Below are 25371 nucleotides of genomic sequence, written 5' to 3' on the forward strand. Positions count from 1 at the left end.
AGCCGCGGCATCCACGTCGTGTCCTTGAGCGTCGCCGATTTCCAGTGCGACCGCACCGTCGGGTAGGAAGAACGCGTCATACCAGTCTCCGCCGATGTCCAGCCCATCCCGACTGGGCAGATAGCGGGCAGCGATCTCCAGGCCTGGGAGGTGCTCCGGCAGCGTCGGGAGCATGCTCTCTTGGAGCGCCATCGACAGCTCGACGTGGGCTTGTTGCAACCTGATGGCCTTCAGTGCCTGGCCTGCCAATTCGGCCAGAGTCGTCATGAAGGCGAGCTTCTCTGGGGACGGAGGGTGCTCACCGTCGTACGTCACCGCCCAGGCCCCGAGCGGCCGGTCGCCCACCGGGCTGAGGGGGGTGATCGAAAGGGCGGTGCCGGGGGCGGGGCCCGGCAGGGGCAGACCGTCATCATCCAGCCACCGGCGAGCAAGCTCCTCGTGGTTGCGGAAGAACTGCGCCTGACCGGTACGGATCACGTAGGGCAACGGCCGGTCCTCATCCAGCGACAGGCCGAGCAGAGCCTCGACCTCCCACGTGGGGATCCCGGCATCCGAGGAGACCCGCAATCGACCATCCTCGACGAGTGCGAAGAGGGCGCCGGAACCTCCGACGGCCGCGGCGAGCCGGGCCAGGACAACCTGCTGCAGTTCCTGCTCGGTGGCGGCGCTGAACAGGGCGGAGGAGAACGCGGTGATCCCGTCGGCGCGCTCCCGCTCCGCGCTCGCCTCGGCCAGCGTCTCTTGGCGGTGTGCCTCCGACTGGGTGTCGTCGCGGATCACCGCAAAGACCCGTTCGGGGCCGCCGTATCCCAACTGGATCCGGCGGACCTGGCCTGCGAGAACACGCCAGCCGTCGTGCTCGGTGAGGAACCGGGACCTGATCCACGGGGACTGGGCGGCGGCCGGGCGCACAAGCCGCTGTACGTCCTTCCGGTCATCAGGGTGCACTCGACTGATCATCTTGGACCGCGGCACCGACGCCTGCGGGAAGAGGGCGGCCAGGGCGGGTGCGCCCCCCAGCCACTCCACCTGGTGCTCGTCGGAGGAACACATGCAGAGGCCGAGGTCGGCAGCCTTCGCTGCAAGCTGGAATGGAATCAGTAGACCACCGAGGTCGTGTCCCGCGTCCAACGAATGCACCCAGACAAGCCGCTCGCCGCTCGAGGAATCCGTCACCGCTCGCGCCTCGACGAGGCAGACCAAAGATGCGGTGCTCGTGCCGGGAAATTCCAGCACACGCATCGCAAGCCTCTTCGTAGTGGCCCCGTGCGTCAGCAGGCCCTCAGCCGAGACGCGCTGGTCCTCGGGGAGTAGATCAACGAAGCCATGACCCACGCACTGTTCCCACGGCCTGCCCAGTTGAGTGGCCATCGCGGCGTTGAGGGAGCGGATGACACCGTCCAGGGTCAAGAGAGCCGACGGTGTAGCCATCTGAATATGTTCGTCCGAGGCGTCCATTTGCCGCTCACTACCCATCGTCGAGCGATATGACCTCGTCGTCCTTCAACAACACTATCTGCCGTAGAGCAGGTCGCGTCCACCAGCAGTGGCATGCGACAGGGAGCAAAGCTGGACACCAGCCGATAGCAGGCTACCTGCAGGGAGATTGCCGCTGCGGCGGAACATTCCGTGCGCAACAGTGGTGGAGCGACGCGATCATCACCCTCGACGCGCTCCAGGACGGTACCTCAACCGGATCCCGCGGACAGCGTGGGATGTAACGCGCATGCGTATCGCGATGCAGACGGCACTTGAATCCAGCGTTCCAGCCGGGCGCATATTCCAGGCCCGTCATTTTTTCGGATTTCTCGACACGTCTTGTGCCGCGCGGTGGCGCGTCGGCCGCGCCACCGGTCATGTGATCCTCAGTCTGCAGCATCGTCAGGCACGGGCCGATCGGGTCGCCAAGATCTGCCACGAACTCCGGTACCGGCCGCTGTCACCGGAAGAGGGTTGTTCTTCGTCCCCCTAGCCAGGGACTGTCTTCGGTCGTGATCAAGGGACCTTCAGGAGGCTGCTGATCTCGCCGGGCGCTGCGCGGAGATGGAGTCCGGCCAGGTCGCTCTCTTGTCGTAGTGGGACGACGGCCGTCACCCAGAAACACCCCACCACACCGCCCATGGCACAAACCCGACCGCGGCCAGCCCGACCGGGGCCACGCGCAGCCAGGCCGCCCAGCTCGGCGTCGGCCGTCGGCGCCAGAGCGCGGCTGCCGAGACACCTGCGGACGCCACCACGGCGACGGCGAGGCCCTGCACCACCAGCCACACCGCCGGACGGCCCCACGCCACGGGTGCCGCCGCACTGTCCCCGGCCACGAAGACGGCGAACGGGCAGGCTACCGCCGCCACGACCGCGAGCAGGCCGAGCCCGGCCAGCCATCGCACCGGGCGCAGGACTGGGCCCCGGCGCAGGAGGGCACTTACCGGATAGGCGGCGAAGCCGAGGAGCAGCAACGCCGGGGCGAGCCAGGCGTACCAGGCGTGGCCCGGTACGGGGGTGGTGGTGAGTGCCTGTCCGGGTGCGGGGGTGGCGCTCGACGTCAGTGGGTGGCCGGCGGCGACGGCCCGCACCCATGAGGTCATGGTCTGTGCATAGCCCGGGGCAAGCTCCCCCAGCTTCTTGCCGTGGAAGAGGGGGCCGCCGATCCGGTCGAAGCCGTCCGACGTTCGGTGCCCGTTGTGCGCACCGCCCGCGATGAAGCGGATGACCACGTGCCGGTTGCCCGCCCTGGCCAGGGTCTCGCGGAAGATCCGTGCGCTCTCCTGGGGCGGCACCTGCGTGTCGTGCTCGCCCCACAGCGCCAGCACCGGCGATCGGTGGAGCCGCTCGAGCACCCGCACGGGGTCGTAGCCGGCCGCGGGGAACAGACCGGTCGAGGCCATGAATTGGGCGGTGGGACCTGCCACGGTGCGACGGAACGGTCCGCCCACCCCCCGGTGGCGCAGATGCGTGGTGAGGTTCCAGGTCTCGGTCCGCAGCGGGTCGTAGCCGGACCCGCCGATGGTGACAACGAACGCTACGTCGGCCGAGCGCGACGCGGCCAGCGGCGCGACCCAGCCCCCCTCGCTGAACCCCCACAGTCCGACCTGGCGTGGGTTCACCCCGCTGCTGGACTGCAACAGCCGCACTCCGGCGAGCGCGTCGTCGGCCAGCAGGCCGAGGTTCCGGTGGAGCAGGGAGTAGCCGACGGTCCGTTTGTCGTAGACGAGCGTGGTGATCCCGGCCCGTGCGAACGCCTCGGCCTCCTGCCGGTACTCCTGCCGGGGCCCGGCACCCGAGCCGCCGACGAGCACGATGCCAGGTCCTGGGCCAGGTGGTCCGTCCTTGCTGAGGATGGTGCCGTGCAGGAGGAGCCCACCGCCGCCCCGGAAGGTGACCTCCTGGCGGACCAGTCCGTCCCCGCCGGCGTACGCCACTGGTGCGGCCGGCAGGAGGAGGGCGCTGGCCAACGCCCCGGACAGGACAGCCAGTACGGCCCGTATCAGTGATGCGGACGTAGCCGGGAGCGGCACGGCGCGCCTCTCCTTTCGTTGTCGGTTGGGTCGCGCGTTCAGTCGGTCTCGGGAATTCCGAGCAGCCGGACGAGCACGGTCCGCGCCCCGGGCGCTGCCTCGCCCTCCGGGGCCGAGTACCGGTAGAGGAGCGCGATGTACTCCTCGAAGAACGCGCGGAGTTGGCCGGGGTCGACCCGGAGCGTGGCGCGCGAGAAGAGCGCCGCGTCGGCCCAGGGCCCCAGCGTGTCGCGCGCCTCCTCGAACCGCCGGGCGGAGTCGATCAGTTCGGCGAGGTTCAGCCGGTGCATCTCGGTCAGCGCCTCGCGCATCTCCGGCGTCTGTCGGCTGTACGGCGGAAACCGCCGGTCCCCCGCCACCGCCCGCCACCACCGCTCCCGCCCCTTTGCCAGCTCCGGGACCTCCTCGACGAAGCCGTGCTTGGCCAGCTGCCGCAGGTGGTAGCTGATCAGGCCCGTGCTCTCACCCAACTCGCGTGCGAGCGAGGAAGAGTTGGCCGGCCCCCGGCGCAGGCATTGCTCGATCTTCTGCCGCATCGGGTGCGCGAAGGCGCGCAGCGCCTCGACATCGGTGATCTCCTGGGCAGGCGGTTGTTCGGCCATGCCGAGAGCCTACGAGTTGCAAAGGCCCTTTGCAAGGAACCCTTGCAACTCTCAGATGTGGACCACTCCATCACCTCGCCGCAGATCGCCGACCTTGGGCTGTCTTCAGTCGTGATTAGTCGATGGGCGCGTGTTGCTCACGGACGAACACTGATGATCGTCTTCCCGGTGATCCACTCGGTCGGGTTGAAAGCCGCAACGGCGTCATCGAGGGTCGAGACGTTGCCGATGTTCGTCCGCAGCCGTCCGTCCCGCACCCGCTGGACGATCTCACCCAGTTGGGCACGATCGGGCACGACAACGAAATCGATCGCCAGGCCGTTCGCTGGACGCACCTCAGGCGGACCGGCGATGGACACCAACGTTCCTCCGGCATGGATCAGGCCTGCGGACCGATTCCCGATGTCTCCGCCGCCTGAAGGCGGCCGTGCTCGAACAGTCCCTGCCATGCGGTCAGGCCCGGCATCGGCAGACTCGCGCCCACCGTGAAGTCGACGTCGGCCGGCCGGCGCAGTCGGGGCGATCGTTGCGCAGCTCGCACAAGAGGTCGGCGCCCACGTCATCGGCACCGGACGTACCGCCGATCGGCAGACGGCGCCGACGCGGCGCCCCGAGCATGCGGCGTGGCGCTCCGGCTTCGCGGTGCAAACGGTCTGACAGACGGCGCCCAGGGGCCTGCCTGGCCGTTCGACGCGAAGTGGCCCGGTCTTTTGCTCAGAAAATCGTCCACACCCATAGACGGACGCGCGATACGGTCCGGTCCTCATCGGCAGGGGTGGCCACACCTTGGTGTGGGGCGAATCCGATACCAGGCTGATGAAGGTCGAGTGGGTCAAGAAGGACGCCGACGAAATGCCGTTCGCCAGGGATCTCGCTGAACGGAAGGCACGGTTGCTCGCCGAGTCCGACGCAGTAGTGGTGATGCCCGGCGGCGCGGGCACGTTGGACGAAGGGATCGAGGTCCCGGAACTGAGGAAGCACGGCCTGTACGACGACCCCGTGGTGCTGCTGAACACGGCGGGCTTCCACGACGGGCTGATACTCCAGCTCCGGCGCATGGACGAGCAGGGGCTGATGCCATGCCCCTTGGAGAGCTGGTCTTCGCCGCTGTCCCGGCCGCCGGCGCACACGCCTAGGTGGAGAAGTGCGTTGGAACGGATGGCGAAATCGTGACAGCACGGCTTCCCGCCTGAGAGATCGCGCCGACTCCGGCACGGGCGGCCCGGCACCCGAGGCCGACGGCCCCAGCGCCTCGCATCTCGGCAGGGACGCTCCCGAACCGGGCAGAGGCGCATCCGCTCCGCCCTTGGAACCCCTTCTAGGGCAGCACCCTGCACAGTGCGTCCAGTACGCCTGCCCACGCGCTGTCCGAGGGCGCAGCGTAGTTGACCACAAGGGCGTCCCGTTCGGGCAACTGCCATCCGCAGTCGTCCACTTCATAGCGGAACTGCGTCAACCCCCTGATCGCCAGACCTTGCCGGGCCGCGGCCTGGACCACCGAGTTTTCGGTTCCACGCGGGAGTTCGAGGACCGTCTGCAGTCCTGCAGCCATCCCGGTCACACGAATGCCGGGAGCCCTCTGGCGCAGGACCTCGACCAGCTGATCGCGGCGACGCCGGTAGCGCAGCCGCATCGAGCGCACATGACGGTCGTACGCACCCGAGGCGATGAATTCCGCCAGTGTCAGCTGCTCCAGGGCGCTCGTCATGTAGTCGCCGTGCCCTTTGGCCGCCACGATCTCCGGGACGAGTTCCTCCGGCAGCACCATCCATCCGAGCCGTACCCCCGGCGCCAGGGACTTGCTCACGGAACCGAAGTACACGACGCTCTCGGGATCGAGGCCTTGCAGGGCCCCCACCGGCTGACGGTCGTATCGGAACTCCCCGTCATAGTCGTCCTCAAGGATCAAGCCGCCCGTGGCGCGTGCCCACTCGACGGCAGCGGTGCGCCGGTCCGGGCGGAGCGCGACCCCTGTCGGGTACTGGTGCGCCGGGGTCATCAGCACCGCCCCCACTTCGCGCAGTCGCGCGAGGTCGTCGATGCGTGCGCCATGGTCGTCGACGTAGAGGGGCGGGGTGTGGAGACCGGCGTTGGCCAGCAGTTCGCGAAACAGGTCGAGTCCGTAGGCCTCGACCGCCACCGCTCGCACCCGCCGTACCGTGAGCGCCTGCGCCATCAGCGCCAGGCCGTGGTGGAAACCGGAACTGATGACGATCCGATCCGGCTCGGCGTACACCCCGCGGGCCCGCGCCAGGTAGTCCGCGAGTGCGGTGCGCAGCTCCACACGGCCACGGGCGTCGCCGTAGCCGAAGGCGTCGTGCGGCGCAGCGGTCAAAGCCCGGCGGGCCACGGTGAGCCACTGCGTGCGCGGAAAGGTCGCGAGGTCCGGTGCACCGGTCCACAGGCCATACCGGAGACGGGGCTCGTCCGGCCTCGCGCGAGGAGAGTCGGGCGCAGCCCTGTGCGGCTCGACCCGGGTGGCCACCCGGGTCCCGGAGCCCTGCTGGGCGGTGAGCCAGCCCTCAGCGACCAGCTCGGCGTAGGCCTCGACCACGGTGTTACGAGAGACGCCGAGATCCGCGGCGAGTGAGCGGGAGGCCGGCAGCCGGCTGCCGGGCACCAGACGCCCCGTGCGCACGGCCTCCCTCAAGGCGTCCGTGAGCCCTGCGCGCAGCCCGGGTCCGCGCAGCTCCAGATGCAGGTCGACACCGAACGCGAGGGGCAGACCGGCCGCAGAATTGGTCCGGGGATCTGTCATGTAAATGAACCATACTCCCATACCATTGACCGGCCAGTCGTCCCATTGGACCGCACTGCGCACCAAGCGCGGACTGGTCGGCGTGATCGTTTGTGTCGTTCTTGCCACGCTGGGAGTTGGGTCCCCTGGTCGCGCTCACGGCGAAGCGGGGTGACCAGGCCGGTGCGACGCCAGGCCGTTTCCTTCGGATCATCCGATCGTTGGTCCGGTGTGTCGTTGACTGACGCTCAGTGGGCGAGGATCGACAGGCGTTCGGCTCTGCCCGGGTGTTCTCGGTGTGGTGGAACTCGGTCCCGAAGCCGCGTGCCTGGCAGATGTCCTTGGCATCCACCAACGCGTGGACGAAGAGATGTGTACGCCACGATCGAAGAGCGCGCAAAGGCCGTCGGCACGGACGTGTCCGGCTACGCCCGCCAGGTCCTTGCCGGCGAAGGCAACGACCTGCGCCACCGCTTCCTCGGCGCGGCGGCACACTTCACGCAGGAATATGCGTGGCTGCTGGACGTCGCGCACCGGCACCTTCCCGGTGGCCCGGACGTGGTCGACTTCAGCAGTCTCCAGGCCGCGGTGGCACGGCACACCGACAAGGTGAAGGACCCTTACCCGTACCCGTACCCGGATCACCGGGCCACCGCGCTCATGCACCAGCTCATCCGTGTGCCGGCGCTGGAATACGCCAACGAGCTGTTCGCCGCGGTCTGCGCAGCCTCGCACCCGACCGTGAACGGCGCCGTGGTGACTGTCGACTTCCAGGAAGCTGCCGTCCTCGCCGAGCGTATCGCCCGCGACGGACGGACGGACGGTGGTCCCCGAGGAGATCAAGGGCTGGATGTCGTAAGGCCAACGTGCCCGCATTGACAACCCGTCAGCTGCTGACGAGGCAGGCGAGCAGCCCAGGATCGTCGCCAACTCCTCAAGGCTGGTGAAAGTCGGCAGCTCGATGGTTATCGGCGACCGATCAACCAAGCAGTCAGGTGGCAAGGAGCGAGTCGTCCTCGACACGGGCACCAGGCAGACGGTGCCGGGCCGCGATGAGAGCGGCGTCGATATCGCTGGTACCAGTCGACACACACAGCGTGTAAGCAATGTCGTCCATCCGCCGCCGCACCTCCTCATGCCCCTCCTCCGCCTGCAGGACACGCAGCGTCTCGTACTGCTCGACCAAGTTCTTCAGCACCGCGGGGTGCGCCATGAGCATCACAAGCCTCCCTTGCAATCACCAATCGCTTGCGCCTGTCACCGACCCATGTGCCCCGCCTCCCGCACACCATTCCCATGGTGCCCGGACATGCGAGGGCTCCGAACCAGCACGAACTCAGTCGGAGGCAGGGCCTGGAGCAGCATCCCCGGGCCAAGCTCTGCCGCGTTTGTCCCGCACCAACGGTGACGCCGCGTCGGATCTCCTGGCGTCGCTCCGCGTCACCGCAGCCCGGTGGGCACGAGGATGTCCCGGTCGCGGTCCAGCGTGCTGTCGTCGGGCCGGCTCCAGGGTGGCGGCCGCGGCCATGGCTGCGGTGTGCGCGGCCGGGAAGATGACCGGGACCTCCGCCTGCCGCAGCAGTTTCCCGATCTGCCGTATCTGCCACGCGGCAGGCTACCCAGGCGCCCGCGGCCACAGCGGCCGACAGCCCTCCTTGCCCAGCGTCATCGACAGCGCGGCATGCCGCTCCCGACCCTCAGGCCGATCGGCCATGTCCGCGAGATCGCTCTGCAGGAGCACGCCGCGCAGTTCGGTAACGACGTTGGTCACTTGGCTACGAGCGACACCTGCACCCACGGATTGCCGACCAGCCACCGCCGTGTCTGCTCCCGCAGGCGATGCGCCGCCCGCGCCGCGCCTTCAAGACCTCATCGACGTAGAGCCCGGAGGGCCGGACCAGGGGATCCTGCCGCCGGGTCAGATCGTCCCGTCGGCCGATGAGCGCGAAACCTCACGCAAGGCAGCCGGGAGCTCAAAGCCCAGGTCAGTCTCCGCAGCCGCCAACTCGTCCTTGACGCAGTCGTCTTCTGAGCGCAAGGGGCAGCCCATCCACGCATCGGCGAACCAGCGCACGAAGTCCCAGGTCTGGGCACGAGTTTGCAGCCCGTCTCGCAGCATCACCGACACGTCAGGACGGTCAAGCATGCAGGACGCTACCGCCATCCCTCGGCCGGCTGACAGCGCGGGGCGGGCACGAGTAACACCACCTCGTGATCGTTCGCGACTCGACTTGACCCAGCAACGACATGAGATGTCCAGACAGCTCCGCCCCCCCGGCCCTGTGCGACCGGGGACGGAGCTGCTGGGCGGCCCGCGCATCGGCAAAGGGCCGGCCGCCCACTCCCAACCCCGTTCGAGGTCAGTAGAAATCCAGCATGCAGCATCGCCCCGCCGTCTTCGCCGCCCTGCTGGGACTGACCCGCGTCGGCAGCGCGATCGGGGACTTTTGGATCCAGGCGAATTTCGGTGCCTGCGTGAAGGGCGCCTCTGACGACCACCCGGTCACATACCAGGACCCAGTTATCGAGGAGAAGACTACCCACGGCACGGTTGATGGCCGTAAAGCGCGCCTTCACCACTGCCTGACCTACATCGGCCACGCATGCGATCGTGGCCGGAGCTGGCGCCGCGCGCTCGGCATCCGGGTCCACCCGGCGGCCGCCGCGGCCGCGCTCGCGGTGTCTTTCGGAACCCACTACGCCGCGGACCGCCGTGTGCCGGGCAAGGGCGGGCGGCCCCGGGGAATTGCATCTGATGCGTGATCCGCCAGCTCGGCGAACCTTAACTCACTAAACAGCGCCTGAGACTTGGTCGTTCCCAAGAGATCTCAGCTATCGCCTGGCTCGACGCCTCCTCGCAGCCCCCACTCATCAAGTCCCGAGTAGATCATCGCGAGGCGGCCTCCGGGGAAGCCGAGGGCCTCAGCCTCCCCGGTATAGAACGCCACCAGAGAGTCAGGGCCTCTCCACCAGGTGTCTGCGAGGCCCATAACCTCGCGTACCTGCTCGAACCCGTTCAGCTCGATGCCATCGATGTCATCGCCGACGAGCTTGGTGACCTGCTTCGCCCACATGTATGCGTGGTGGGCCAGTGCGAGCGATTCCACCCAGCCCTCGATGGTCGCGTGGAGAGGCGCCCACCCATCTGCATGGATTCCGAACTCACCAGACGGACTGATCATGAATGAGTAGGGGACCGCGGTCCGCTGCATCCCGGCTTCGAACCACCACCCTGCTGAGTCTGATTCGGGCGAGTCCGGATCGAGGTACTTGGGGCCGCCGTCGTACTGCGATGCGGGTGGCAGGACCAGACCGCCCCACCTCTGCTGGTAGGCCGCCATTCGGTCGATCACTGCTGGGGGGACGTCTCGCTCCAGCCACCACTGCCTGTGCCCCTCCACGGGCCGGACGTCGGCCTTGGCGCCGTGGGCGCGGACGAACGATCGGGCTCGTCGAGTCAAGCCATCAGGCACATCGTTGAAGAGGTTGAGATTCACCAGGGCGACGCTACCGACTAGCCCGAAGGACAGCGGGCTCGGGCCCCTCTGCGCGTCTCGCGGCATCGCGCCAGGTCGAGCTGAAACGGCTGCCCTATTCCGCATGCCTGAATATCCGAACGTACCGTCGCTGCTGGAGAGGATCGCCACCAAGGCCGGCACGGGCGGCTTCTACCAGCTCGCCGACTTCGGCATCAATGGCGCGTACTGCCTGGACATTCTCTGTACCAAGTCGGCAGGCGCTATGTGTTGGCGCGATAAGTCAATCCTGCCCGAGTTGGAGCCGGCCGAGGGAGCGCTCATCGGAGAGCCACTCGTCGGCTCATGGCCGGAGATGAGGGCTCTCAGTCCAGCTCGCAGCTCAGGTTCCAGGCGACCTGCAGTTCCCGCAGCCGCACGGCCGCGCCTCTGAATGCAAAACTCGTTCCCGGGAGGGACGGCATGCAGCAGCGTGGTGAGGGTGTCCGCGTAGGCGGCACGAACAGCGTGCCGATGAGTCGGCGGATCTCGGGGACGGTCAGGTCGATCGGTGTGCGGTTGTGGGCGGCCCGTGTTTGGTCTGCGGGGCGGGTGGGGGCGGAGTCCTCCTCAACAGGGGCCGCGTCCACGATCACCCCCCGGCACCGGCAAACCCGTCCGTAGGAAACGACCGCGCACCCGGTGCTCGTTGTTCGAGGTCACCAGCGCCCAGCACTCCGATGGCAAACCCTGCAGCAGCTCGAACGCACCGTCGCAAACCGCATGGACGCCGGAGCGGACGTCTTCGTCCTCCCCCTCATGCGGCATGGCCAGGCACTCATCCAGATCTCGGTCCACAGTGACTAAGCGGATGTTTCCATCAGCCGCGTCCGCAAAGCGACCTGGTAGACCTCATCTGCATCCAGCCCGTACCGCTCCGCCCAGTCGGCAATTGCACAGCACGACGCCGCGCCATGCCAGGCGCTTCCCGACACCGCTGAAGCCGCGGCTGCGCGGTCGAGTGCCCTCCCACCTGTTACGTGGCAGTGACGATTCCGGCACAGATCCACCCAAGATGACAGATGAGGATGATCACGTCGCGCGCCTGACCAGTGTTGCGGCGACCGAGGGACATCGTGACCGGATGACCCGCTCCGGCGCCGGAAGGCACAGCGCGCGAGGGGATGAACCACCGACCGTTACACATTCCCAGGGGGAATCATGTCCTTGACCCGTCCGACCGCTCGGCGCCTCGGCCTGCTGTGCGCCGCCACGGTCGCCGTACTCGTCCCGGTCGTGGGCGCCGTGCCTGCCGCCATGGCCGCACCCGCCGCGCACCAGGGTGTCGTGGCCGGGCCGAACCCGGGCGGCACCATGGTCCGTACCGAGCAGCTCGCCTCCGGTGGCGGATTCGTGGAGATCTACCGTGTCTCGGCCTCCCACTACTGGGGCCGGATCGTCACCTACTACGGCACCGGCGTCATCGACGCGAACGGTGAGACCGCGGCGCTCCAGGACAACGGCGAGTACACGTTCCTCACCCCGCAGGGGCACTTCGGGGACTGGATCGCCGTCTCGGGCAAGAACCAGTTCCGCGGGCCCGGCACGTTCACGATCGCCCGCGGCTACACCGCGATCGTCGAGCAGACCGGCAAGCACCAGTGGCGGGCGAAACTGAAGCGGCCTGCGGGCGGTGCGTTCCTGACTCTTCAGACGCACGCGGTCGACGACGGCCACGGCAGGCTGTCCCACGTCTATGCCGGGGAGGAGATCGTCGACCCGGGCGGAAAGGCGATCTTCGTCGTCCTGAGTGCGGACGGCATCATCACCTCCTTCGACCCGCAAGCCGCGACGGGCGGTGAGCCCCCGGCGGACAAGTGCACCGCGACCCGCGTGCAGTCCATCGGGGCGGGCACCCTGGCGCACATGAGCAACCGCCCCAGCGGGCCCCGGGTCTCCTTCACGTCCATCTACGACGACGGCAAGGAGGGGCCGGTGCTGATGCCGCTGGACAAGAACCATCCCGCGCTGCCCGCAGACGCCGGCATCCTGGCGCGGATAACGGGTGCGAACACGGCGGCACCTGAGCTGGTCACCCGTGTCGAGGGCGGCAAGGGTGCGCCGGAGGCGGTCACAGCGTTCCCGGCGGTCCCGAAGGGCTGCCGCGGCACGGGCACCTCCAGCATCCCGGGCACGTCCGGTCTGCCGGTCCGCACGGCACGCTGATCGAGACCGGTTGTCACCGTGCGGCGTCCTTACCCGCCGCACGTGGGCAGGGCCTCGCCAAACCCTGAGCGCCAGTGCGCCTGCAGATTGTGCCTGGCCGACAGGTCCGCGGCCGGCGCCCGGCCCGACCGGCGGAAGGGCAGCGCGCCCACACCCAACAGCGCGATCGGACAGCATCAGGCCCACCGCGCTCATCCGGCCGAGCCCCGTCGTCGGCACGGGCTCCAGCCGACCCGGGCACGCCGTGGACCGGGCAGTCCCGGCCGTCGGGTCTGCGCGGACGTCCTCGGTCGCAGCGAGCCGCCCGGTTGTGGCGGAGTGGGCGGCTCGCCAGGCCCTGCACGAGCGCCACGGCGCACCGTGTTCCTGCTGTCCGGTCGAGGCCCTACGGAACTTCGTCCGTCCCTGGAAGGCCTCTGAGCCCCCAAGCTCAGCTCGCGGATTCCGGTGAATCGTGGGTCTTCTCCTGAGGCCAGGGCTCGAAAAGGATGCAGTCGGACATCGCCTCTTCGACCTCGCCCTCGTCCCCCTCCCATGCGGGCAGCCCTGGTTCGTCCAGTTCGCCGGTCAGCCAGGACACCAAAGTGCCGAGGAGTCCGCCGTTCAGCCGGGACTGGCTGTCGTCACGCGGCCAAAGCACCAGGCGCCTGTCGTCAGTCGGCCCGTCAACGAGCCAGCAGAGGAAGTCACCCCCGGGCGACGTGGCGAAGGGAAGAATGCCTCTCGCCTCAGGCCATACCGGGAACGGGTACTTCCCCGGAAACTGGTCCTTGAGCACCCGGCAGCCGCCGGCCATGCGCGGCCCTGCGTCCATCAACCTGCGTCCATCAACCCGAAGGGACCGCCTTCGAGCGGCGCCCAAAAACGCAACCAGTCGCCCCACGTGCCTCGAGCTCGTGTTCCAAGACGACGTCATCACCGAGGTGGTCTTCGAGATGGGCTTGGAGGACATGGGTCGAGTCCGAGCTCGCTCCTGGGGTTCTTGGCGACCATGGGGTGGCACTGGTCGACCTCGCGCAGGTTCTTGCGAAGGTGCTCATCGGCGAGAGTCTTGCGCAGGGCCTGGATGAATTTCAGGCGGTCGGTGACGGTGCCGGCCACGCCGATGACGAGGTCAGGTCGGTGCTGTCCAGGAGGTTCTTCAGGTGCCGGTTGTCGTCGTCGCTGAGGGCCAGGACCTTTTCGAGGGCGGTGCGGATGAGGTTGGCCGAGAGGCTGCGGGCCGCGCCCTTGCCGGCAAGCGCGCGGCGGACGGCAGTAACGAGGCCAGCGAGAGCGTAGTCATCGATCTGGTGCTCGCCCCGAGGGCAACCCCGCCAGCCCAAGTGATCGGACCGCGGAATTCCCAACGACTCGTCTTGGGCAACAACGCCGTTCTAGACCCCTCGCCACCAGTTTGCGCAATCGCCGGGCAGCCGCACGAAGGAGCGCGGGCACCACAGCGCCGGCCTGCTGGACTGAGCATCCCTACAACGCCGCCGCGTCCTCGGCCGGCGCCGACTGCGCGTTCCGGGCGGCCGGCCCAGGCTGCGCCGGCGGCACGGCCTGAAGGTGCTGGGCGGCCTCGGCGGCGGTGTAGGGGGAGGCGAAGGTGAACGCGCGGGGGGACGGGCCGTGCGCCCGCAGGTCCGCCAGCCGCTCCAGGGCCTCGCCGGTGGTCGGAAGGTGCCCCGCCGGGACCCACCAGAGCACCAGGTGCGCCTCCACGTGTCGCTCGAACCATTCACGGCGCCGCCGCAGCACCTCCAAGTGCCCGCTGCGATAGGTGAAGTCCCACAGGGCCTCCTGGGTCTCCCACACCGTCAGGTTGACAATGACGTCCTCGCCCGCCGGGCGCAGGGCGGTGGCGTCGGCCGCCCCATCCTCCACGAGCCGCCACACGAAACCCTGCGCGCTGTCGGCGGCCGTGTTGACCGGCTCGAGCAGCTCGACGAACGGCGCCATGCGCGGGTCGTCGAGGGGATGACGGAGCGTGGCGACGTTGAGCTGGGCGAGGTGGGCGGCAGGCGCGGATGTCGTCATGACCACATCCCAGCACGGCCCGAGTTTCTATGTCAATCTATATTGCTTTTAGAAGCCTCGACCACCACACAGCACTCCCCCGGTCGGGCGTCCATGCGGGCGCGGACGGAACCGTCCGTACCGAGCAGCCCCTCCAGCAGCGCGAGATTCATGCCGCAGACGAGCGGCGGGAAACGTTCGGCGACGGCATGGAAGGGGCAGTTGCGCATACGGACGACACGCGCAACCTCCCCGGCCACTCCCTCGACGCCTTCCAGGTGCGGTTCGTAGCCGCGGGCGGCCAGCATCTCCATGGCCTCGTCGAGGCCGCCGCACGGCGCCGCCGAGCCGCGGAGGGCCTCGCCCCGGCGGCGCGCCGCCGTACAGAGCCCGGCATCCAGCCCGGCCTGCTCGGCGGCCTCGGCGAGCAGTTCGGCGGCGGTGCGGTAGTCGCGGGCGGGCAGCGACACCGCCCGCTCGGCCCGCGCCCTCGTGTACACCTTGGCGGGACGGCCCGCACCTGGCCCCGAGCGGCCCGTCAGGCGGCGGCTGCCGCTCTCCAGCAGCCCGACCTCGGCCAGCCTGTCCAGGTGATGCGCAGCAAGCGTGCGCGCCACCCCGGCCGCCTCGGCGGCCTCGTTGCGGCCGACCTCACGGCCCTGCGCCACCACATACTCATACAGGCGCCGCCGCACTGGATCCTGCAACGCCGCAATCGCTTCGATGTCCTCCACCCTGCCATTCTAGGAACAACACAGCTTGGAGATAGAAGGGCAGAACGCTGCCCCGGCTACGGTCCGTCGCAATGGAGGCGATCAGGGTGCCTCGCATCGGCCCGGGCCGGCTCCGGGCCAGGCCCTCTCAGGTCATCGGCAACAAGGGCTACAGCTCGAGGGCGATCCGCGCCTGGCCCCGTCGGCGGGGCGTCGTTCACACGATCCTCGAGCGGGCCGACCGGTGGCCAGTCCTCGGTCATCGACCAGCAGATCTACAAGCGGCGCAACGTGATGGAACGGTGTTCAACCGGCGGAAGCAGTGGCATGGCATCGCCACCCGTTTACGACAGCACGGCCGAGTCCTGCCTGGCAGCCGTCACCCCCGCATCCCTGCTGATGTGGGCGTGACATTTGACGACAATTCCTAGGGAGACCAGACCTGCCGCGAACAGGCCCTGCGCGTCAGGGTGCACAGCCCCGTCGTCGTACCGTAGGGCTCGCTGGCGCCTCTTCGAGCCAGGAGGCCGCCTGAGCCTTGCCCTGTCCGACGAGGCTCTGTCGGATCGCCGTTTCGGCGACAGGGTCTCGCGGGGCCGAGGTGCGGCCGGTGGGGCGGCAGTCGCCCCACCGGCTCCTGTTTCGCTTCAGTTCTTCCGTAGTCCGCAGTCCGCGGCAGAGCTGCCGCAGGTCCGCCACCAGCAGGTCGGGGGCGTCGTGGGTGGCCCAGTGACCGCCGCGGCCGAACTCGCTCCACGAGACGATGTTGCTGTGGTCGCGCTCGGCGAATTTCCGGACGGGCCGGAAGTCGTACGCGAAACTCGCCAGTCCCGTCGGAGCGGTCGTCGGCTCGGTGGGATGCTCGGTGTGACGCTCCTCGTGGTAAAGGCGGGCCGAGGACGCACCGGTATTGGTGAACCAGTAGATGCTGGCGATGGTCAGCACCGTCTCCGCATCCACCGCCGTGCCCAACAGCTGGCCGATCCAGCCGCGTTGCCCCGCAGGGCCTCAACTCTTGCTCAGTGAGGCCGTCGAACTCTCCCGGCGCACCGTTATGGAAGGAGAAAAGCTGGTTCACGTGGACGCCGATGACGTTGTCCGGGTTCTGCCGCCCCTGCTCGGGTGCGACGTAGGCGCCCGCGTCATTGCCGTGCACGCCGTAGCGGTGATAGCCCAGCCGCCGCATCAGCTCCGCCCAGGCGGCTGCGATGCGGTGGCGGTTCCAACCCGCCTCGTGGGTGGGACCGGAGAAGCCGAACCCGGGCATGTCGGGGATGACGACGTGAAAGGCGTCGGCCGGATCGTCCGGGCCGGTGAGCGCGTCGATGAGGCCGACGTACTCCACGAAGGTGTTCGGCCAGCCATGGGTGAGGATCAACGGTGTGGCGTCCTCGTGCGGCGAGAGCGTGCGTGCACGAAGTGGATCGTCTGCCTGTCGATCTCGGGGGTGAAGTGCGGGTACTTGTTGAGCCGCGCCTCGTGCTCGCGCCAGTCGTACGTGGTGCGCCAGCGGTCGACGAGACCCTTGACATAAGACAGCGGAACACCGCGCTCCCAACCGGGCTGCACCGGTACAGTCCGTACCGCATCGGGGTCGGCAGGCAGTTCATTGGTCCAGCGCGTGCGCGCCAGGCGGTCGCGTACGGATCTCATTCCCCGCCCGTGTCCGGCAGTGCCGGCCTATCGAGTCAATTGGTGCAGCCCGTCTTCGGGAAGTCCGTTGCGCTTGCCGGGTGGCCTGCGCCCTCCATCGACTGCCGCGATGCCAGGTGGCTGATCCCTCGCCCGTCCTACCCGACGATGCGCTGAGGAATGGCCAGATCCTCGTCGACGAACAGACGGGTCAAGGCCAGCGGGTCGTCTTTGGCACAGGCAGCGGCAACCGTGTCGATCAGCTGGTCGTACTCGGGTCCTGTCTTGTCTTCGTACGCTGCGGTCATGCGGCCCCATTCGTCCCAGGGCAGCGTCTCGTGCTTGCAGAGCGCGGCGAGGTCTCGGACGGCATTGCCGCTGATTTCAGCCCATCCCCACGCGTGATCGGTGCCTGCTACCCCCCGAACGTGTCCGGGTCGATCAAGCCGCTACGGTATTGGGCCCATGCCGAGGATCTCGGAGTCGGTACGCACCCAGCGAGCCTGGCCTGCGTGCCAGTACTCGGTGATCCAGTGATCGAGGCCGCGTAGTTCCACGAAGTAGGTGGCAAAACCCACCTGGCACGAGCGGCTATGCCCCGCCCTCGCAAGAAGGCGCAGGCCATGGTGGCGAAGTGACGGCAGGTGCCGACCACCCGCGTCTCAGGCGAAGGCCGGAAGCAGTGCCGGGGTGTGAACGACGCTGGGGCGATTGCGTTGACGGTGACGCCGTGCTGGTCGACCTCGGAAGCCGTCAACCGGTCGAAGCCGATCAGTCCGCCCTTGCTGGTGGTGTGGGCGGTGAGGTCAGGGGCGCTGCCGTGAAGGTGGTTTGGGCCATGACGAGGATGCGCCCCCAGCCGACCTCCTGCATACCGGGCAGGAGGGCCTTGGTGGGGTGGAAGACGGAGTCGAGGTTGGCGTCCACGATGCGCCGCCAGGTGGTCCAGCCCAAGGTGCCGGAGGAGCCCATCGAGGACATGCCGGCGTTGTGGAGCAGGATGTCCACGTGAACGTAACGGTCGCGGACTGCCCGGGCGAACACGAGGCGACACTGTCGGCGTCCAAGACGTCGCAGCCCTGGCAGCACTCGCCGCGTCACTGCGTGGGGCAACCCACGTATCGGACGACCGAATGCGTCGAGCAGACGAACACCTTGGTTGCAGAGAACGAACGCCTTCGCTGCAGAGAACAGAGGAACGACGAATTATGCAGACTTCCCCCGCCGCCCCTGTCCCCTCCTGGACCGTGGGCGACATCACCGTCCAACGTATCGACGAGGTCCTCCTGCCGCCCGCGACCGGGCCGTGGCTGCTGCCCGACGCCACCCCGGAAGTGGTGGCCGGTCAAGGCTGGCTGCAGCCCCACTTCGCCGACCACCAGGGCATCCTGCGCCTCCACAGCCACAGCTTCGCGTTCGTCGTAGACGGGCTGCGTGTCCTCGTCGACACCGGCATCGGCAACGGCAAGCAGCGGGCCAACCCGGCCTGGCACAATCTGCAGACCGACTTCATGGAGCGCCTCACCGACGGCGGTTTCGCCCCGGACGCCGTCGACCTGGTGATCCTCACCCACCTGCACGCCGACCACGTCGGCTGGAACACGCGGGAAGTCAACGGCGAATGGGCCCCTTCCTTCCCCGGCGCCCGCTACCTCACCTCCCGCACGGAGCGGGAGTTCTGGGCGACGTACGACATGGACGAGCCGCGCGAGCAGATGTTCCGCGACTCCGTGATCCCGGTCGAGCAGGCGGGTCTACTGGATCTCGTCGACGTCCCGGCCGAGGGCGCGGAAATCGCCCCGGGCCTACGCCTGACGCCGACGCCCGGCCACACTCCCGGCCACGTCGCCGTCGAGCTGACCAGCGGGGGTGAGAGGGCACTGATCACCGGCGACTGCGTCCACCATCCGGTCCAGCTCGCCCACCCCGCCATCGGCGCCTGCGTCGACATCGACCCGCTGCAGTCGGAGGCCACGCGCCGCCAACTGCTCGGCTCCCTGGCCGACACGGACACCCTCGTCCTCGGCACCCACTTCCCGCCGCCCACCGCCGGCCTCGTGATCACAGCTGGGGACGCCTACCGGCTGCTGCCGGTTCCCGCAGCCTGACAGGCCGTCCTCCTCGCCCGTGTGCGGCCACCGCCCCGTGGCCGCACAGGTTTCGCCGGTTCCCACGTCTGGCGCAGCGTCGCCCACTTCTCGTCCGTTCGCGGGATCCTCCTGCCACGCCCCCGTCATCGCCGGAAGAGGCCTGAGGCACAGGCTTTTTCAGCCGAGCCACCCGCTGGTGACTGCCAGAACGGCCGAGCCGTCGAGGTCGGCCAGCTTGGTACCGGTGAAGCTGCGGGCCCACTGGGAGGTCTGGATGCGGAACGCGGGGCGGTCCGCGGTGAGTGCCTCCAGCAGCGGTTCGGCCGCCTCGGCCGCGGTCTGCGCCCCGGTGGACAGCTGCGGGACGGTGCGGTGGATGTACGCCTGGAGGGCAGATGCGTACGGTCCCGCGGCGGCAATCTCCGCCTCCAGGTCGAGACCGATGTTGTTGACGAACTCGGTTGCCACGCCTCCGGGTTCGACCACGGACACGGTCACGCCGACGGAGGCGGCCACGGGCGCCAGACTCTCCATGTACCCCTCGACAGCGAACTTGGCGGCGCAGTACGCCTCGTTGAATGGCTGGCCGACGACGCCGCCGACGCTGGTGACGGTGATCAGCCGGCCGCCCGAGGAGCGCAGGTGGGGGAAGACGGCCTTGGAGACGTTCAGGACGCCGAAGAAGTTGACCTCCATGACCTGGCGCACATCAGCGACGGACTCGTTCTCCAGCGTCCCGAGGTGACCGGTCCCCGCGTTGTTGATCACGGCGTCGAGGCGGCCGTAGTCGGCGATCACGCCGTCGATGGCAGTGGAGACGGAGTCCTCGTCGGTGACGTCGAGCTGCCGGATGTCCAGTTCCACCCCGGCCCGCGCGGCCGCCTCCCGCAGCGCATCGGCGCGGCCGGTGTTGCGCATGGTGGCTACGGTGCGCCAGCCGGACCGTGCGGCGGCGACGGCGGCGGCGAGGCCGATGCCGGAGGAGGTCCCGGTGATCAGAACAATTTTGGAGGACATGGTGGGCCTTTCGTCGAGCACCAATTTCCGTGCGTGTACACACACTCTAATCATTGTGTGTGCGTACACGCAAACGGCTATGATCGGCCCATGGCGACGAGGAAGCTCACCCAGGCGGAGATGTCCGAGGCCGACTACGCCTTCTACGGACTGGTCTGGGCCGGAACCGTACTCACCGAACGCGTCGACCGCGCCCTGACCCGGGCCCACGATCTGCCCGTCTCCTGGTTCGAGGTGCTGCTGTGGCTCGCCAACAGCACCGAGCCGGTCGCCGCCTCGGTCCTCGGCAACAGCACGATGCTCAGCCGCAGCCAGGTCTCCCGCGTCCTCGACAACCTCCAGGCGCGCGGGGTGGTCACCCGCACCCCGTCTCGCACGGACGCGCGTTCCGTGGAGGTCGCGCTCACCCCGGAAGGCCGCCGCCTGTTCGAAGAGGCCGACGCGACCCGGCGCGCCTGCCTGGCCCCGGTCTTCACGGACGTCCTCGACCAGCGGGACCTCGAGGCTCTCGGCGCGGTATGGCGCAAGCTGAAGGCCCACAAGGACGTCCAGTAACGCTCAGCAACCCTCAGTAACGCCCCGGCTCAAAACAGGAGAAGATCACCGCCGTCCGTTGGTTGCGGCCAAGGCGCCCACGGGCGACAGGGTCCCCGGGTGGAAGAACTGGCGCGGGACGAGTCGGTCGTCCTGACGGACCGCGACCAGCCTGATCTCAATGAGGCCAGGCCCGCAGCGGCACGCCTCAGTAGGTGGCAGGTCAAAGAATGGTGCGTGCGCCTGGTTCGCGAGGCCCTCGGGATGATCGCTGCGGCAGACTCAGATCCATGGCCACGAGCACCGCTCCGGGGCTGATGGAGTGATGTGCCCCGGCTTACGTGGGTGCGAGCATGCCGAGTGCGGAGGGCCGGCGTTGCCCGTCGTAGAAGTGCCCGGCCAGGTAGACCGGGCCCCGCGTGTGCGCTCAGGCCGGCCCCCGCCGCCGTCGGCCACCCGCCTTCCCCGGCGGCGCCACGGCCGACCACACGCGTCTCACGGGAGGAACGACACCTCGGGAAAGGCTGCGGACGGACCGTCGAGCAGGCACCCCCGGCGGTGCCGCAGATGCAGGTCGAAGAAGGCGCGCGGGTACGCCTGCTGGATCCGCAGCGCCCGCACCGGCTCGAGCTGCCGATCCAGCCCCGCAGGTCCTCGTCGCTCATCCCGGTCGCCTTCGCCAGCTGCGGGACCAGCACCTGGGCGTCACAGTACGACGAGTGGACCGCGCCCTCGGCCCGCACATTGAGCCGCCATCCCGTGAGATGCGACCAGAACTCCGCGACGCTCGGCTCCTCGGCCCGGGTGAACACGGCGGTCATCATCATGAGCGGCCGGTCCAGATCGGTGGTGATCGTCGGCTCCATCGGGCCGTCGAAGCTCAGTCCGGCTCTCACTCGCCGGTCCTCCAGCATGACCAGGGCGGCCGCCGTTCCGGCCTTCGACCAGCCGAACATTCCGATGCGGTCCAGGTCCACGGCACCGCACAGACCGGCCGGCAGCGGCCGGTGCTCGGCGTCGGGGTTGCGTCCGGCGCCGAGGTCCTCGACCCGGTCGAGCACGAACCGGATGTCCCTCGCGAAGTCCGCCGGCCCCAGCGCGTACCGCGGGTCGCGGAGCGGGACGACAACCAGACCCGTCGGGAAACTCGCTGAACGTATCGCCCGTGTGGTCCACCGTAATCACCACATATCCATGGCTGGCCAGCTCTTGCACGACGACAGTGGTGTCGGACCGGTGGTCGTGGGCGCCGTGCGAGAACACGACGACGGGCAGCCGCCCGCCCGCGTGCCCCACCGGAGCGCCCTCGTGACCGGCCGTGAGCGGCGCGAGCGCGGCGTCGGCGGGGAACCCCAGCGCGGCGAGAAGCGCCTGCAGCGGAGCGGCTTGCTTCCAGGGCGCGCGCGGGTACCGGTCCACGTCCCTGGCGGGATACCGAACGCCGACCACCAACTCGCGGTGCCCGCCCGGCCCGGCCGCCGGGTCCGGACGTGAATCGTCCACAAGGTGCAGCGACATCGTGCCCACAGAATACGGCCCGGTGGGCATGGGAAGGGTGGGTCGCACCGAGCCCGGAGCGGTCGGGGCGCCCCACGCGGGGCGCGCTACACCGAGCGGCACAGCGACGCCGGCTGCCAGCGTGGCGCCCAGCAGGTGACGGCGTGTCATTCCATCGCGGTTGTCCGCGTCCATGGCGAACGCTGTCATGCGAGCAATCCGAGTACATCCGACCACCGGTTGCATGTCCGCCGGACATGCAACCACAGGCGTAGGTATGGGGGTTGAGTGTCTGAAGTGCTGTGCCTGGCGTAGCTGGTCCAGATCGCCTACCGGGCCGGGCAGCGGCTTCCCGAGGATGACACCAACAGGTGTGCGCCGGTGGTGCCGCTGCCGGCGGCCGCCGTGGCCTTCTGCGTGATGGGACCTGGTGGGCGAGCGCGGGGCGGGAGAGGGCAGCCTCGCCGAGGAGCTGCCAGAGGAGCTGTCAGCTGAGCCCGTCGGCCGCCGTCTTGTAGGCCGCGGCCTGCGCCGGGGTCAGGTAGTGGGAGACGCGCACGAGTACGGTGCCGTGGACGTAGTCGTATTCGGCGAGCGCCGGCATCGACTTGGTGACGGCCTGGATGTACTTGGCGCGGGTGGCAGCGTCCGCCGGGTCTGCGAAGACCTCGACGGCGCCCCCGCGGTCGACGTCACCAGGCTTGGTGCCTTCGACGTCGGCCGCCTTGATCCGCGAGTCCGAAAACGTGACCTTCGACGTGTACTGGCCCGGCCTGCCCAACAGGTGGTTCGGGTCGTCGTCCGCGGTGACCGTGCCGGACAGCTTCGCCGAGCTGACGCTGGCAGCGATCTTCTGGAATGCCGACTGCGCTGTCAGCGGCGTGCTCGCTGCGGCGCTCGAACCGGCCTTCCCGTTGTCCACGGGCTTCGGCTTGTCGGACGGCCCACAGGCAGCAAGCCCGGCGAGCAGGACGGCGGCGATGGGCATGATGGTGCGGCGCATGAGGCCCCCTCGGTGGTGCTGATGGTACGTGTGGCCAGAGTGGCAGCCGGGGACGGAGTGTGTGCGGTTGTTGTCGGACTGTGACGGTCCGTGCAGGTTCGTATCCGTACCCTGCCGATCGTGACGCGCCTTCGAGACTCGCGCGCGTGGGTCACACATCTGGGATTGGAAGTCCGGGCTGTCAACGGACGACCGCGCAGCCATCGTCAACACCGTGATCGCCGCCATCTCCTGGCTACTCGTAGCCGTCGCCGGCGTGGTCGCCCTCCTCGCCTCCTCGACGCCAGCGGACGCTCCGACCTCCAGATCGAGGCGACTTTCAACTTCAGCTTCCCGAACGAGCCCGTGCTCCTTGCCGCCGACGCCGGGACACCCGAGCAGCGCCGACAGGTTGAGCCGTACAAGCAGGTATCGACGACCGTCACGATCAACCAACACCAGCCTGTACGCCGTCAAGAACCCAGGCGTGCGCATCGAACTCGAAGGACTGCGTGGCATCGGCAAAGCATCGCGCCAGTTCTCACCCGTATGCCGGTCCGTATCCTCGCCCAAGGCGCGTATGACGCCTACGCCGACGAACGGAAAGTCCGACTCGGCATAGAGCCGCCAGCCACTGCCGCATGACAGACGAAGCCCCGCCCCCGGACCGCGCGGGTCTGGAAGCGGGGCGAGACGGGCGAGCCCCGGCCGGTGGATGCACTGGCCGGGGCTTCTTCGTGGCGTCGTCAGGCGGGGCGGATGTGCTCCGCCTGGGGGCCCTTCTGGCCCTGCGTGATGTCGAAGGTCACCTTCTGGCCTTCCTGCAGCTCCCGGAAGCCCTGGGCGTCGATGTTCGAGTAGTGGGCGAAGACGTCGGGGCCACCGCCGTCCTGCTCGATGAAGCCGAAGCCCTTTTCCGCGTTGAACCACTTCACCGTGCCTGTAGCCATGTGCCTGTCTCCTTCGAGGGACTTGTATCGGACCCCGCACCGCGCGGGATCCGGAGGTGATCGCCCTGGTCCGGAGAGGCGTTGAACAGCAAAAACGCCCGTGACTGCGATCACGGGCGAACGGGACTTCGGAACCACGACTGCTGATCACCACGCTACACCGGCTGGTGTGACTCGGCCACTGGAACACGAAGTTGGCCTGGTCCGGCTCCGTTCGTCGCCGCTCAAATCCCGACGTCGGCTACTGTCGGCGACGGCTGAACACTGGTTCTGGATCACTTTCCGGGCCAGGGCCACGAAAGTCACCACGATCGCGATCACGAACGGCTTCGCGCCGCGAGAAGGATCCTCTTGCGGAGCAAGTCGAAGTTGGCGCGGCCGATCATCCGCCGCTTGATGATCATGATCTTGTTGTCGGGGGCCTTCGACGGCGCCGGAGCTGTAGCGCAGGCTGAGCCCGGCGACCACGGCGTCCGTGATCGGGCCCCTCTTCGGGGCGAACGCGCCGGATGAGGTGCTGGCCCATCTCCCATATTCGACTGCTCCAGGTCATGCGTGTCTGTGTGCCGCGGAACAGACTCAGCAGGACGATGCGGGAGCTGTGACTACGGACGGATGGACTGCGTCGGAGCCGGGGACGGAGCGGGTGATGCGGTAGCACTGGCTCGCCGTTCCGTCGTGGCTGGAGATCAGCACGGAGACCGACACCGTGCCGTCCCTCCGCGCCACGCCTTTGACGGTGAAGGTCCGAAGTGTTCCGGCGGGGTCGAGGGCCTTCTGTACTCCAGTGCGGGTCAGTTCGCGCACGTCGATCCCCTCGATCCGCGTCCCGGCCAGCCGGGACAGGTAACCGATGTCCGTGGCGGGCCTGCACACGTCGTCGTCCCGCACGGTCACCTTCGGCATCCACGTCTGGGCGTGCGGGCGGCTGTAGGTGAAGTCGAGGCACCGGCTCACGGCGTTACCCCCTCCACCCGGAATGACCCCCACCGTCTCGTACCCGACCTGCTTGGACAGGCGGGCCGTGAACTCGCGGCGGGACGTGTCGTATGTGATCAGCGGGGCTCCGGTGCGCCTCCAGATCACACCGGTCAGCCTGTCGACATCGCTGGAGTGGCTCGCATTGAGCGACCGGGCCGTGCTGTCGGCCGCGTTGCCGGCTTGCTGGAGGATCGACGACACGGCTCTTTGCCTGCGTTCGCTGTTGACTTTTCCGGCGTGCCAGTCGGAGTAGCACAGCCAGGAGAGGCCAGATGCCAGGATGAGGACCAACCCGATCAATATCGCCAGACAGCCGGTGGTCATGGAGCGGTTGATCCGCTCCATGACCACCGAACCGCCCTGGCCGCCAGGTTGCACTAGGGTCTGTCCCTTCGATCTTGCTGAATGTCACGGAAACCTGGTCGAGTTCATCCCGGAC

General features: G+C 68.5%; 27 protein-coding genes and 3 pseudogenes. 7 read left to right on the forward strand and 23 right to left on the reverse strand.

Annotation, left to right across the window (positions count from 1 at the left end; translation table 11 throughout):
* The 4 genes from LMU33_RS04790 to LMU33_RS04805 form a co-directional block, all read right to left on the reverse strand.
* A partial coding sequence (locus LMU33_RS04790) for a GAF domain-containing protein (RefSeq protein ID WP_228617644.1) occupies window positions 1-1458 on the reverse strand: 1458 nt, incomplete at its 3' end.
* A 632-nt stretch (window positions 1459-2090) separates the two neighbouring features.
* On the reverse strand, window positions 2091-3515 hold the full coding sequence (locus LMU33_RS04795; protein ID WP_228617646.1) for an alpha/beta hydrolase family protein: 1425 nt from the start codon (window positions 3513-3515) through the stop codon (window positions 2091-2093).
* Window positions 3516-3553: 38 nt separating this feature from the next.
* Entirely contained in the window at window positions 3554-4117 is a 564-nt protein-coding gene (locus LMU33_RS04800) for an ArsR/SmtB family transcription factor (protein WP_228617648.1), read from the reverse strand.
* Window positions 4118-4254: 137 nt separating this feature from the next.
* Window positions 4255-4476, reverse strand: a complete 222-nt coding sequence (locus tag LMU33_RS04805; RefSeq protein WP_228617649.1) for a hypothetical protein — start codon at window positions 4474-4476, stop codon at window positions 4255-4257.
* Between the two features lie 406 nt (window positions 4477-4882).
* Between LMU33_RS04805 and LMU33_RS04810 the strand changes: the two are divergent.
* Window positions 4883-5253, forward strand: a pseudogene (locus LMU33_RS04810) (LOG family protein).
* A gap of 182 nt (window positions 5254-5435) precedes the next feature.
* Here the strand turns inward: LMU33_RS04810 and pdxR are convergent.
* Window positions 5436-6875, reverse strand: a complete 1440-nt coding sequence (pdxR, locus tag LMU33_RS04815; protein WP_228617651.1) for a MocR-like pyridoxine biosynthesis transcription factor PdxR — start codon at window positions 6873-6875, stop codon at window positions 5436-5438.
* 351 nt (window positions 6876-7226) lie between these two features.
* Here pdxR and LMU33_RS04820 point away from each other — a divergent pair, with 351 nt between their 5' ends.
* Window positions 7227-7733: a hypothetical protein gene (locus LMU33_RS04820; RefSeq protein ID WP_228617653.1), complete on the forward strand. Its 507-nt coding sequence runs from the start codon at window positions 7227-7229 to the stop codon at window positions 7731-7733.
* Window positions 7734-7845: 112 nt separating this feature from the next.
* On the opposite strand, the gene LMU33_RS04825 is transcribed toward LMU33_RS04820, so the two are convergent.
* Together LMU33_RS04825 and LMU33_RS04830 are read right to left on the reverse strand one after the other, a co-directional pair.
* A complete protein-coding gene (locus tag LMU33_RS04825; RefSeq protein WP_228617654.1) occupies window positions 7846-8073 on the reverse strand; it encodes a DUF5133 domain-containing protein in 228 nt (75 codons plus the stop codon).
* 699 nt (window positions 8074-8772) lie between these two features.
* On the reverse strand, window positions 8773-8982 hold the full coding sequence (locus LMU33_RS04830) for a hypothetical protein (RefSeq protein WP_228617656.1): 210 nt from the start codon (window positions 8980-8982) through the stop codon (window positions 8773-8775).
* Between the two features lie 248 nt (window positions 8983-9230).
* Between LMU33_RS04830 and LMU33_RS04835 the strand changes: the two genes are divergently transcribed.
* Window positions 9231-9617 (forward strand): hypothetical protein, encoded by a 387-nt coding sequence (locus LMU33_RS04835; RefSeq protein WP_228617657.1) that lies wholly within the window; start codon window positions 9231-9233, stop codon window positions 9615-9617.
* A 65-nt stretch (window positions 9618-9682) separates the two neighbouring features.
* Here LMU33_RS04835 and LMU33_RS04840 read toward each other — a convergent pair whose 3' ends face one another.
* Window positions 9683-10351: a hypothetical protein gene (locus tag LMU33_RS04840; RefSeq protein WP_228617658.1), complete on the reverse strand. Its 669-nt coding sequence runs from the start codon at window positions 10349-10351 to the stop codon at window positions 9683-9685.
* Between the two features lie 584 nt (window positions 10352-10935).
* Window positions 10936-11304 (reverse strand): annotated as a pseudogene (locus tag LMU33_RS04845) (HAD family hydrolase); the annotation flags it as partial.
* Between the two features lie 226 nt (window positions 11305-11530).
* Here LMU33_RS04845 and LMU33_RS04850 point away from each other — a divergent pair.
* The gene (locus LMU33_RS04850) at window positions 11531-12535 is read left to right on the forward strand and encodes a hypothetical protein (protein ID WP_228617660.1); all 1005 of its coding nucleotides are present in this window, start codon (window positions 11531-11533) and stop codon (window positions 12533-12535) included.
* Window positions 12536-12965: 430 nt separating this feature from the next.
* Here the strand turns inward: LMU33_RS04850 and LMU33_RS04855 are convergent, their stop codons facing one another.
* The 8 genes and pseudogenes from LMU33_RS04855 to LMU33_RS41335 all read right to left on the reverse strand — a co-directional run bounded on the left by LMU33_RS04855 (window position 12966) and on the right by LMU33_RS41335 (window position 17925).
* On the reverse strand, window positions 12966-13349 hold the full coding sequence (locus LMU33_RS04855; RefSeq protein ID WP_228617662.1) for a hypothetical protein: 384 nt from the start codon (window positions 13347-13349) through the stop codon (window positions 12966-12968).
* Between the two features lie 653 nt (window positions 13350-14002).
* Window positions 14003-14557, reverse strand: a complete 555-nt coding sequence (locus LMU33_RS04860) for a DUF3291 domain-containing protein (protein WP_228617664.1) — start codon at window positions 14555-14557, stop codon at window positions 14003-14005.
* A gap of 32 nt (window positions 14558-14589) precedes the next feature.
* Window positions 14590-15270, reverse strand: a complete 681-nt coding sequence (locus tag LMU33_RS04865) for a helix-turn-helix transcriptional regulator (protein ID WP_228617665.1) — start codon at window positions 15268-15270, stop codon at window positions 14590-14592.
* 444 nt (window positions 15271-15714) lie between these two features.
* Window positions 15715-16221 carry a hypothetical protein gene (locus LMU33_RS04870; protein WP_228617667.1) on the reverse strand — a complete coding sequence of 169 codons (507 nt, stop codon included), beginning with the start codon at window positions 16219-16221 and terminating at the stop codon, window positions 15715-15717.
* A 211-nt stretch (window positions 16222-16432) separates the two neighbouring features.
* Window positions 16433-16594: pseudogene (locus LMU33_RS41895) on the reverse strand (epoxide hydrolase); the annotation flags it as partial.
* A 29-nt stretch (window positions 16595-16623) separates the two neighbouring features.
* Window positions 16624-16902 carry an epoxide hydrolase N-terminal domain-containing protein gene (locus tag LMU33_RS04875; RefSeq protein WP_228617669.1) on the reverse strand — a complete coding sequence of 93 codons (279 nt, stop codon included), beginning with the start codon at window positions 16900-16902 and terminating at the stop codon, window positions 16624-16626.
* A gap of 137 nt (window positions 16903-17039) precedes the next feature.
* Window positions 17040-17189: a hypothetical protein gene (locus LMU33_RS04880; protein ID WP_228617670.1), complete on the reverse strand. Its 150-nt coding sequence runs from the start codon at window positions 17187-17189 to the stop codon at window positions 17040-17042.
* A 463-nt stretch (window positions 17190-17652) separates the two neighbouring features.
* Window positions 17653-17925 carry an SDR family NAD(P)-dependent oxidoreductase gene (locus LMU33_RS41335; protein WP_228617672.1) on the reverse strand — a complete coding sequence of 91 codons (273 nt, stop codon included), beginning with the start codon at window positions 17923-17925 and terminating at the stop codon, window positions 17653-17655.
* 164 nt (window positions 17926-18089) lie between these two features.
* Here LMU33_RS41335 and LMU33_RS04890 point away from each other — a divergent pair, with 164 nt between their 5' ends.
* Complete coding sequence (locus tag LMU33_RS04890; RefSeq protein WP_228617673.1) at window positions 18090-18989, forward strand: MBL fold metallo-hydrolase; 900 nt, start codon at window positions 18090-18092, stop codon at window positions 18987-18989.
* 159 nt (window positions 18990-19148) lie between these two features.
* Here LMU33_RS04890 and LMU33_RS04895 read toward each other — a convergent pair whose 3' ends face one another.
* Window positions 19149-19988 (reverse strand): SDR family oxidoreductase, encoded by an 840-nt coding sequence (locus LMU33_RS04895; protein ID WP_228617675.1) that lies wholly within the window; start codon window positions 19986-19988, stop codon window positions 19149-19151.
* Window positions 19989-20078: 90 nt separating this feature from the next.
* Between LMU33_RS04895 and LMU33_RS04900 the strand changes: the two genes are divergently transcribed.
* On the forward strand, window positions 20079-20543 hold the full coding sequence (locus LMU33_RS04900) for a MarR family winged helix-turn-helix transcriptional regulator (RefSeq protein WP_228617677.1): 465 nt from the start codon (window positions 20079-20081) through the stop codon (window positions 20541-20543).
* A 474-nt stretch (window positions 20544-21017) separates the two neighbouring features.
* Here LMU33_RS04900 and LMU33_RS41340 read toward each other — a convergent pair whose 3' ends face one another.
* Both LMU33_RS41340 and LMU33_RS04905 read right to left on the reverse strand, forming a co-directional pair.
* The gene (locus LMU33_RS41340) at window positions 21018-21143 is read right to left on the reverse strand and encodes a hypothetical protein (RefSeq protein ID WP_283844082.1); all 126 of its coding nucleotides are present in this window, start codon (window positions 21141-21143) and stop codon (window positions 21018-21020) included.
* 84 nt (window positions 21144-21227) lie between these two features.
* Window positions 21228-21818 (reverse strand): alpha/beta hydrolase, encoded by a 591-nt coding sequence (locus LMU33_RS04905; protein WP_228618335.1) that lies wholly within the window; start codon window positions 21816-21818, stop codon window positions 21228-21230.
* On the opposite strand from LMU33_RS04905, the gene LMU33_RS04910 reads away from it, so the two are divergent.
* Window positions 21717-22016 (forward strand): hypothetical protein, encoded by a 300-nt coding sequence (locus tag LMU33_RS04910; protein WP_228618384.1) that lies wholly within the window; start codon window positions 21717-21719, stop codon window positions 22014-22016. The genes LMU33_RS04905 and LMU33_RS04910 overlap by 102 nt on opposite strands.
* A 490-nt stretch (window positions 22017-22506) precedes the next feature.
* Here the strand turns inward: LMU33_RS04910 and LMU33_RS04915 are convergent, their stop codons facing one another.
* The 3 genes from LMU33_RS04915 to LMU33_RS04925 all read right to left on the reverse strand — a co-directional run bounded on the left by LMU33_RS04915 (window position 22507) and on the right by LMU33_RS04925 (window position 25310).
* Window positions 22507-23022 carry a hypothetical protein gene (locus LMU33_RS04915; RefSeq protein WP_228617679.1) on the reverse strand — a complete coding sequence of 172 codons (516 nt, stop codon included), beginning with the start codon at window positions 23020-23022 and terminating at the stop codon, window positions 22507-22509.
* A gap of 725 nt (window positions 23023-23747) precedes the next feature.
* Window positions 23748-23951, reverse strand: coding sequence for a cold-shock protein (locus LMU33_RS04920; RefSeq protein WP_055492756.1), 204 nt, complete (start codon window positions 23949-23951; stop codon window positions 23748-23750).
* A gap of 579 nt (window positions 23952-24530) precedes the next feature.
* On the reverse strand, window positions 24531-25310 hold the full coding sequence (locus tag LMU33_RS04925; protein WP_228617680.1) for a hypothetical protein: 780 nt from the start codon (window positions 25308-25310) through the stop codon (window positions 24531-24533).
* Window positions 25311-25371: the final 61 nt, after the last annotated feature.

This window comes from Streptomyces barringtoniae (assembly GCF_020819595.1).
Taxonomy (GTDB): Bacteria; Actinomycetota; Actinomycetes; order Streptomycetales; family Streptomycetaceae; genus Streptomyces; species Streptomyces barringtoniae.